The sequence below is a fragment of the Pedobacter sp. genome (genome assembly GCF_045627485.1).
Taxonomy (GTDB): domain Bacteria; phylum Bacteroidota; class Bacteroidia; order Sphingobacteriales; family Sphingobacteriaceae; genus Pedobacter.
In genome coordinates this window covers 1-8530 of record NZ_JAZQNU010000179.1, presented here as the reverse complement: position 1 = coordinate 8530, position 8530 = coordinate 1, and the positions used below count along the sequence as shown (strand labels likewise).

At 40.6% G+C, this 8530-nt stretch carries 7 protein-coding genes and 1 tRNA gene; 4 read left to right on the top strand and 4 right to left on the bottom strand.

The features are described 5' to 3' along the window. The 3 genes from ACR2F3_RS13760 to ACR2F3_RS13750 all read left to right on the top strand — a co-directional run. On the top strand, positions 1-356 hold a 356-nt coding region (locus tag ACR2F3_RS13760; RefSeq protein WP_432710554.1), incomplete at its 5' end, for a response regulator. A 12-nt stretch (positions 357-368) separates the two neighbouring features. Beyond that, positions 369-1190, top strand: a complete 822-nt coding sequence (locus tag ACR2F3_RS13755; RefSeq protein ID WP_432710553.1) for a CheR family methyltransferase — start codon at positions 369-371, stop codon at positions 1188-1190. A gap of 14 nt (positions 1191-1204) precedes the next feature. Further along, a complete protein-coding gene (locus tag ACR2F3_RS13750; protein WP_432710552.1) occupies positions 1205-2803 on the top strand; it encodes a response regulator in 1599 nt (532 codons plus the stop codon). Here the strand turns inward: ACR2F3_RS13750 and pth are convergent. From pth to ACR2F3_RS13730, 4 genes are all read right to left on the bottom strand, one after another. Next, positions 2789-3349 carry an aminoacyl-tRNA hydrolase gene (pth, locus tag ACR2F3_RS13745; protein WP_432710551.1) on the bottom strand — a complete coding sequence of 187 codons (561 nt, stop codon included), beginning with the start codon at positions 3347-3349 and terminating at the stop codon, positions 2789-2791. The genes ACR2F3_RS13750 and pth overlap by 15 nt on opposite strands. 102 nt (positions 3350-3451) lie before the next feature. Beyond that, positions 3452-4030, bottom strand: a complete 579-nt coding sequence (locus ACR2F3_RS13740; RefSeq protein WP_432710550.1) for a 50S ribosomal protein L25/general stress protein Ctc — start codon at positions 4028-4030, stop codon at positions 3452-3454. A 29-nt stretch (positions 4031-4059) separates the two neighbouring features. After that, a complete protein-coding gene (locus tag ACR2F3_RS13735) occupies positions 4060-5001 on the bottom strand; it encodes a ribose-phosphate pyrophosphokinase (RefSeq protein WP_432710549.1) in 942 nt (313 codons plus the stop codon). A gap of 69 nt (positions 5002-5070) precedes the next feature. Further along, positions 5071-5141: transfer RNA gene (locus ACR2F3_RS13730), tRNA-Gln, on the bottom strand. A gap of 239 nt (positions 5142-5380) precedes the next feature. Here ACR2F3_RS13730 and ACR2F3_RS13725 point away from each other — a divergent pair. Next, entirely contained in the window at positions 5381-8410 is a 3030-nt protein-coding gene (locus ACR2F3_RS13725; RefSeq protein ID WP_432710548.1) for a DUF2723 domain-containing protein, read from the top strand. Positions 8411-8530 lie beyond the last annotated feature (120 nt).

Here is an 8530-nt window from a genome sequence, read left to right as displayed (position 1 = left end):
CCATTCTGATCACCGACGACGACATGCGGAATGTTTTTGCCCTGTCAAGCGCCCTGCAAAACTATAACCTGAAGATTGTGATGGCTAATAATGGCCAGCAAGCTCTTGATAAATTACAGGAAAACGACATAGACCTGGTATTAATGGACATTATGATGCCCGTAATGAATGGTTACGAAGCCATGCAGGCCATCAGGGAACAACCCGCTTTTGAAAGTCTGCCTATTATTGCCCTAACAGCAAAAGCCATGAAACAGGACCGTGAAAAATGCATTGAGGCTGGTGCCAGCGATTACATCTCTAAACCAGTAGACCTGGATAAGTTATTATCCATGATGAGGGTCTGGTTAAGTTAATAGATAATACCATTGGAAAAACTACCCGAAATTACTTACGAAGAACTGGACCGTTTAAACACCCTGATCGATAACATCTATGGTTCGCATTTTACTGGATACTCACCTGCTTCTTTAAAGCGCAGGGTAAGCCGGATCATGCAGCTCCATAAGCTAAGTGTTTTTGAGCTGCGCGACAGACTAACCAACAATCCAGTCTTTTTTCAGCAGTTTTTAAAGGATGTTACGGTAAACGTAACAGAGATGTTCCGCGACCCCGCTTTCTATAAAACACTAAAAGAAGAGGTAATTCCCTATATGGAGTCATTTCCCAAAATTAAGGTATGGCATGCCGGCTGTTCAACAGGTGAAGAGTTGTATTCCTTCGCCATCCTGTTTAAAGAGGCAAACCTTTACCATCGCAGTTTCTTTTACGGCACAGACATCAATGCCGACGTATTGGAACAGGCAAAAGATGGAATCTATGAACTCCAAAAGATGAAAATCAACGCAGAGAATTACACGCAAACCGGAGCACCAAATACGCTGTCTGATTATTATACTGCAAAATATGAGGCCGCATCCATACACCACGCGTTAAAGGAGAACGTTTTTTTTTCGACACATAACCTCGTAACTGATGGCGTATTCAATGAATTTCAGCTAATTTCATGCAGAAATGTACTTATTTACTTTAATCTTGAACTACAACTGAAAGTAATTGATCTTTTCTACCAAAGCTTAGCTAACTTTGGCTTTTTATGCCTTGGTGCTAAAGAGACTTTGAGAAATGAAGACCTTAAGCGCTTCAAAATTGTTGATAAAAAGAATAGAATATACCAGAAGATAGCTTAGTAGAACACCATTACATGATGAAGCCAGACTTGGAGAAAATCAATCTCCTCATTGTAGACGATCGACCAGAGAATATTATTGCGCTTGAAGCACTGTTACAACAGGACGAATTGAACCTGATCAGTACTACCCTTCCCAATGAAGCCCTTAGAATCTGTTGGGAAATGGATATTTCCATCGCCATGATCGATGTACAAATGCCCGGTATGGACGGATTTGAACTGGTGGAAATCCTTAAAAGCAACCCACGCACTAAAAACATCCTCATTATTTTTGTTACTGCTATTTCAACAGAAACTAAATATGCAATTAAGGGTCTGCACAGTGGAGCTGTAGATTACCTGTATAAACCTTTAAATCCTTACCTGGTAGCTGCCAAAGTAAATTCTTTTATTCAACTTATTCGTTACCAAAACGATATCAAAAAGAAAAACCAGGAGCTGGAAGCCTTCCAGAAATTGCTGATTGAGGCCAAAGATCATGCTGAACAGGGAAAAAAAATAAAGGAAAATTTTCTGGCCAACATGAGCCATGAAATTCGCACACCTATCAATGGAATCATTGGCATCGCTACCTTACTGCACAAGACCACCCTCACTGCTGAACAGCTGGAGATGATTAGTTTATTGCAACTATCTTCTGAGTCGCTCCTTGGCGTTATAAACGACATTCTGGATCTTTCTAAAATCGAGGCAGGGAAATTTAAAATTACCCGCACAGAAACAGATCTGGTTAAAAACTGCATGTCGGTAGTTAACCTGCTAAAGATACGGGCAAAGGAAAAGGACATCTGCTTAGATGTACACCTTGACGAAGATGTGCCCCACTTCATTAAGGCTGATTCACTAAGGTTAAACCAGATTCTGATGAATCTAATCGGCAACGCCATCAAATTTACCCATCAGGGTGGCGTAACTTTAAAAGTGCAGGTGTTAAACCGTAAAGGAAATAGTGCACAAATTAAGTTTTCCGTGGCAGATACCGGTATTGGCATTGCCAAGGAACATATCTCCAAGATATTTGAAACCTTCGAACAGGCAAACGACCAGACCACCCTGCAATTTGGCGGCACAGGCCTTGGTCTTTCCATTGTTAAAAATCTGGCAGAATTAAAAGGTGGTGAACTCGAAGTAACCAGTGAAGAAAACATTGGAAGCGTTTTCTCATTCACTAACTGGTACGAGCTCGTAAAAGGAAAGGTTACAAATCCTTCACATGAGGTGGAAGTGTTTAGTCCTTTAGACCATGTGACTGTGTTGGTGGCCGAAGACAATTTGATTAACCAATTTGTGATTAAAAAGGTCCTGGGCGATTGGAACATCACTTACGACCTGGTAGATAATGGCCAATCAGCCATCGATAAACTTAAAGAAAACAACTATAACCTGGTCTTGATGGACACCTTCATGCCAGTAATGAGCGGTTTGGAGGCCATCAGGCTTATCCGTGCAGGCGCAGTGCCTGGAAAAGAAAACATTCCCATCATCACCTTCTCGGCAGCAGTAATGGAAGACGATAAAAAAACAGCCATGGACGCCGGTGCCAATACGGTGGTGAGCAAACCCTTTGAATTGGAAGTGCTCTATCACAAAATAAATTTACTGGTTAAATAAGGTCATCGTTTGTTGTGGCCCAATGGTTACCAGACTTTGTATCAATGCTACACTTTTATCAATCAGGGCAGGCAGCTCAAGCTGCTCTTCCTTGTCAAAAGGTGCCAACACATAATCTATCTGGCGTCCTTTGCTAAAATTATCATCAATACCAAACCTCAGGCGTGGATAACCCTGGCCTCCGCACATCTCTTCAATACTTTTGAGTCCATTATGTCCGGCACTACTGCCTTTCAATTTCAGACGCAGTTTACCAAAAGGCAACGCCAGGTCATCTACCAGCACCAATACGTTTTCTATAGGAATTTTTAGTTCCTGCATATAGTAGTTTACGGCACGGCCACTTAAATTCATAAAAGTAGTGGGTTTAATCACATGCAGCTTACGGCCTTTGTAACTAACCTCAGCATAATAAGCTAAACGGACATTGGAAAAACTTCCGCCAAGCTGTTTTACCAGTTCATCTGCAATATCAAAACCAATGTTATGTCTGGTGTGTGCGTATTCAGGACCAATGTTCCCTAAACCTACAATCAGGTATTTCATCTTGTTACTTTCTGTTAAATTACTGCGTTAAAGGTAATGGTTTAAAAAAGAAAAGCAGCACTGATCAAATCAGCACTGCTTTTCTTTTAAATCAGAACGAGATTATTTTTTATTGTTTTCTTGTTCTGCTTGTTTCAATGCTCTAGACATACCTACAGATACGATAGTATCTTCTGGTGTGTTAGTGATGGTGTAGTTACCTTTTGCGATGTCACGTACACGGAACAAACCACCAACTTCTAATTTAGCAATACTTACTTCAACAGCCTGAGGCATGTCTTTTGGTAAAGCTTTAACACGAAGTTTACGTAATTTCTGAACCAATTTACCACCCATTTTAACACCTGGAGATACACCAGTTAATTTAACAGGGATTTCCATCAGGATTTCTTTTGCTTCATCTAATTGTAGAAAATCTACGTGTAATAAAACATCAGTAACCGGGTGAAATTGTAGTTCTTTAACGATGGCTTTAGTTTTAGTTCCATCAATATCAATTTCTACAAAGTTTGCTTCAGGTGTGTAAATCACATCCTTAAGGTCAGTAATTAACACAGAAAAGTGTGTTTGTTCTGTACCACCATACAATACTGCAGGAGCTTTACCTTCGTAGCGAAGTCCTTTAGCATCGCGTTTCCCTACGTTCTCTCTAAGAGAACCGCTAATTGCGATTGTTTTCATTTTAATTTATTTATTTGTAAGCTAATGTATTAAACTTTAAACAGTTCACTGATCGACCCATGCTCATTTACGTTGGCAATAGCTTTTGCAAACAATTCTGAGGTACTCAACACCTTGATTTTGTCGCTTTGACGTTTCAATGGTATGGTATCAGTAACAATTAATTCAGATAACATCGAGTTTTCAATAGTATCATACGCCTTTCCAGATAATACCGGATGTGTACAAACCGCACGAACACTCTTTGCTCCTTTTTCCATAATTAAAGCCGCAGCTTTACTTAAGGTACCCGCCGTATCAATAATATCGTCAATTAATACAATATCCTGACCAGTCACATCTCCAATGATAGACATCGACTCAATTTCATTCGCCCTTTTCCTACGTTTATCACAAATCACCACTTCTGCATTAAAAAACTTTGCAAAGGTACGTGCACGGTACGAACCACCCATATCTGGCGAAGCAATTGTTAAATTTTCAAGCCCTAAACTTTTAATGTAAGGAACAAAAATAACAGAAGCGTCTAAATGGTCAACCGGAATGTCGAAAAAACCCTGTATCTGTGCCGCATGCAAATCCATGGTCATGATACGGTGTATACCCGCAGATTTTAACAGGTTAGCAACCAGTTTAGCACCGATAGCTACACGTGGTTTATCTTTCCGGTCTTGTCTGGCTAAACCATAATAAGGCACAACAGCAGTAATGTAATGCGCAGAAGCTCGTTTTGCGGCATCAATCATTAACAGCAGTTCCATTAAATTATCGTTAGGCTGGTAGGTAGACTGGATAATGAACACATCACAACCTCTTACAGTTTCATCATAAGAAGGCTGAAATTCTCCATCGCTAAACCGACTTAAGGTAGATTCACCAAGTGGTTTGCCGTAGTTTTCGGCAATTTTTAGTGCTAATTCTTTTGAGCCGGTTCCGGCGAAAAGTTTAACTGGGTTAAATTGCAAAGGCATGATGATTCGGTATCAATGCTGGGTTAAAAAAAATCGGATTGCGGGTTACGCAATCCGAATGTTATATTGTTGCCCGACCAGGATTCGAACCTAGACAAACGGTACCAAAAACCGTTGTACTACCTTTATACTATCGGGCAATCTCTCTGTTTAAAAGGGTTGCTTTGAAACGGAATGCAAATCTAAGCACATTTTTTACATCTGCAAACACTTCTTCAAATTATTTTCAAATTTTTATTTAACACCCTATTTTTCAGGGTAATTATTTACACAACTTTATTAAAATTTGTTAAACGGCTTTTATCTTTAACTTATTCTCGATCTATTTCTTTATTTTCGGCTGCATTTTTATAGCCTAACTTACCCTATTTAAATTAAAATGAATTATTCAAAAATCAACAACCTTACGGGCTGGGTCTGCTTTATCGTAGCCCTTGTAACTTATATTTTAACCTTAGAGCCGTCTGTAAGTTTTTGGGATGCCGGTGAATTTATAGCCTCTGCCTATAAAATGCAGGTGGTTCACCAACCCGGAGCACCCCTATTCTTAATGATTCAACGTTTCTTCTCCCTGTTAGCAGGTGGCGACGTCACAAAGATCGCCTATTTCATGAATGTGGGTTCGGCCGTAGCCAGTGCCGCTACGATCCTTTTCCTGTTCTGGACCATCACTGCTTTAGCTAAAAAATCAATTATTGCTAAAGGCGAAGAGATCAATACCTCTAAATTGGTATCCATTATGGGTGCTGGTGTAGTGGGCGCATTAGCGTATACCTTTTCTGATAGTTTCTGGTTCTCTGCTGTAGAGTCCGAAGTTTATGCCTTGTCGTCATTATTTACGGCAATCGTATTCTGGGCCATGCTCAAATGGGAAGAACGCGCCGATGAACCCGGTGCTGATAAATGGCTGCTGTTTATTGCCTATATCATGGGCTTATCTATCGGTATCCACTTATTAAACTTATTAACCATCCCGGCGCTTGCTTTCGTTTACTACTTTAAGAAAACAAAAAAAGCAACTACCGGTGGTATCATTAAAACCTTCTTTATCGGTATCCTTATTCTTGCCGTTATTCAATATGGTATTATTCAATACCTGGTTTCTATCGGCGCATACTTCGATCTTTTCTTTGTAAATACCTTAGGACTTGGCTTTGGAACCGGTGTAATTGTATTTGCATTACTGGTAATTGCTGCCTTGGTATGGGGCATCAGATACTCTATTAAGCACCAGCGAAAAGTATTAAACCTTGCTTTACTATCTACCGTGCTAATTATTTTTGGTTACGGATCTTTTGCGATGATCATCATCCGCGCCAAAGCCAAAACTAACCTTAACAACAGTAATCCTGATAATGCCTTCTCTTTCCTTAGCTATTTGAACCGCGAGCAATATGGCGACCGCCCTCTTTTGTTTGGCCCAAATTACAACTCAGAAAAAGTAGGCCTTAAAGAAGGTAAAACACTCTATAGAAAAGGCGAAAACAAGTATGAAGTAGCTGGAAAGAAAACAGATTATGAATACGACAGACTTACTCCTTTTCCAAGGATGTACAGTGATGATGGACGACATGTTAACTTCTACAAGGAGATGGTGGGATTGGACGACACCAAATTCCCTAACCTGATCGATAACATAAGTTTCCTTTTCAAATACCAGATTGGAAACATGTACATGCGTTATTTCATGTGGAACTTTGTTGGCCGCCAGAATGACGACCAGGGACAAGGCAGCCTCTACGAGGGCCAATGGTTAAGTGGTATTAAACCCATTGACGCATTAATGCTAGGTAACCAGGATAACCTGCCGCCAACCATTGTAGACAGCAATGCTTATAACCGCTTTTTCTTTTTACCCCTCATTATGGGTATTCTGGGTGCCATCTGGCACTTTAAACGCAACCAGAAAGATGCCGGCATCGTTGCTTTATTGTTCTTCTTTACCGGTATTGCCATTGTTTTATACTTAAATCAGAAGCCGCTCGAGCCTAGGGAAAGGGATTATGCCTATGTAGGTTCCTTCTATGCCTTTGCCATCTGGATTGGCTTTGGGGTACTTGCCATAAGGGAGTGGCTCGCTAAAGTATTAACACCTACCAATGCCGCTGTGGGTGCAACGGTAATTGGTTTATTTGCCGCACCGGTAATAATGGCTGCCCAGGGATGGGACGACCATGACCGCTCTGATAAAATGGTTGCTCATGATATTGCCATCGATTACCTGCAGTCATGTGCACCTAACGCCATTCTCTTTACTTATGGTGATAATGACACCTATCCTCTATGGTATGCACAGGAAGTGGAAAACATCCGCCCTGACATCCGTTTGGTTAACTTAAGCTTATTTGATACCGACTGGTACATTGATGGCATGAAACGCAAGCAAAACGAGTCTGCGCCGCTGCCAATTTCTATGAAGCCTTCGCAATATGTACAGGGTGTACGTGATGTGATGTATTACCAGGATTATAAAATTGATGGTTCGGTTGAGCTTAAAACCATTGTTGACTTATTATTATCGGACAACGATGCTGATAAAGTTCCATTGCAAAACGGTACCAAAGAAAACTTTATTCCGACCAAACAATTTAAAATTACTGTAGACCCAGCCCAGGTGATAAAAGCAGGTATTGTTTCTCCAGAAAATGCAGATAAAATTGCCCCGGCTATTGAATGGACCTATAACAAAGGGTATGTAACCAAGGGTACTTTAGCCATGCTGGATATCATTGCACATAACAACTGGGAAAGACCTATCTATTTCGCGAGTACAGTGCCTTCAGAACAATTTAATGGCCTGGACAACTATTTATATAGCGAAGGGCTGGCGTTGCGCTTAATGCCTCTTAAAGTTGATACCGCAGCTAGCGACAGAAGTGACCTGGTTAATACCCCGGTATTATATAACAACCTGATGAACAAATTCAAATGGGGAAATGTGAAAAACGCGCCTTACCTGGATACACAATCACAGGATGATATTTCGATTTTCACCAATTTGTTTAACACCGCTATCTCCAGCCTGATTAAAGAAGGTAAAACAGCTGAAGCCAAAAAGGTAGCTGCCCGTTACTTTGAAGTAATGCCAGAAAGATTCTACGGCTTACGCTCCATGATGGGAAGGTATTTTATGGCCGAAAACCTGTATGAGCTTAACGAAACGCAGAAGGCTAACGAAATGATCGAGAAATGTGCAGACTTTATTCAAAAGGAACTGACTTACCTTGCTGATGTTTCAGAAAGCAAAAACCGCTTTGTTGGTGGGCAGAACGTACAATTAGGGATGTCGTTCTTAAACCAGATGGCACAGACTGCAGCAATGCATAAACAAACTAAGCTGGCCACTAAACTCCAAAATCAGTTTAATGGATTAGAAGCTAGGTTTGCAATGTTTTTCCCACAGCAATAACAGTAGTACAAACTATTAAAAAGCGGTTGTCTCCTTATGGAGGCAACCGCTTTTTTTGTAGAAAAAATCGGGAAATAAATGCTGAATTATTCAAGCGGCAAAATGCAAGTGAAGGTTGCC